The sequence below is a fragment of the Citrobacter sp. Cpo030 genome (assembly GCF_030333005.1).
GTDB classification, from domain to species: Bacteria; Pseudomonadota; Gammaproteobacteria; order Enterobacterales; family Enterobacteriaceae; genus Citrobacter; species Citrobacter portucalensis.
Map to the genome: position 1 here is coordinate 1 of NZ_JAOWGT010000016.1, position 334 is coordinate 334.

Consider the following 334-nt stretch of genomic DNA (forward strand, 5'->3'; position numbering starts at 1 on the left):
GGTGCTCCAGTGGCTTCTGTTTCTATCAGCTGTCCCTCCTGTTCAGCTACTGACGGGGTGGTGCGTAACGGCAAAAGCACCGCCGGACATCAGCGCTATCTCTGCTCTCACTGCCGTAAAACATGGCAACTGCAGTTCACTTACACCGCTTCTCAACCCGGTACGCACCAGAAAATCATTGATATGGCCATGAATGGCGTTGGATGCCGGGCAACCGCCCGCATTATGGGCGTTGGCCTCAACACGATTTTACGTCACTTAAAAAACTCAGGCCGCAGCCGGTAACCTCGCGCATACAGCCGGGCAGTGACGTCATCGTCTGCGCGGAAATGGA

1 pseudogene is annotated in these 334 nt (G+C 55.4%); it reads left to right on the forward strand.

The features are described from left to right. Window positions 1-9 precede the first annotated feature (9 nt). Window positions 10-334: pseudogene (locus OGY37_RS00170) on the forward strand (IS1-like element IS1A family transposase); the annotation flags it as partial.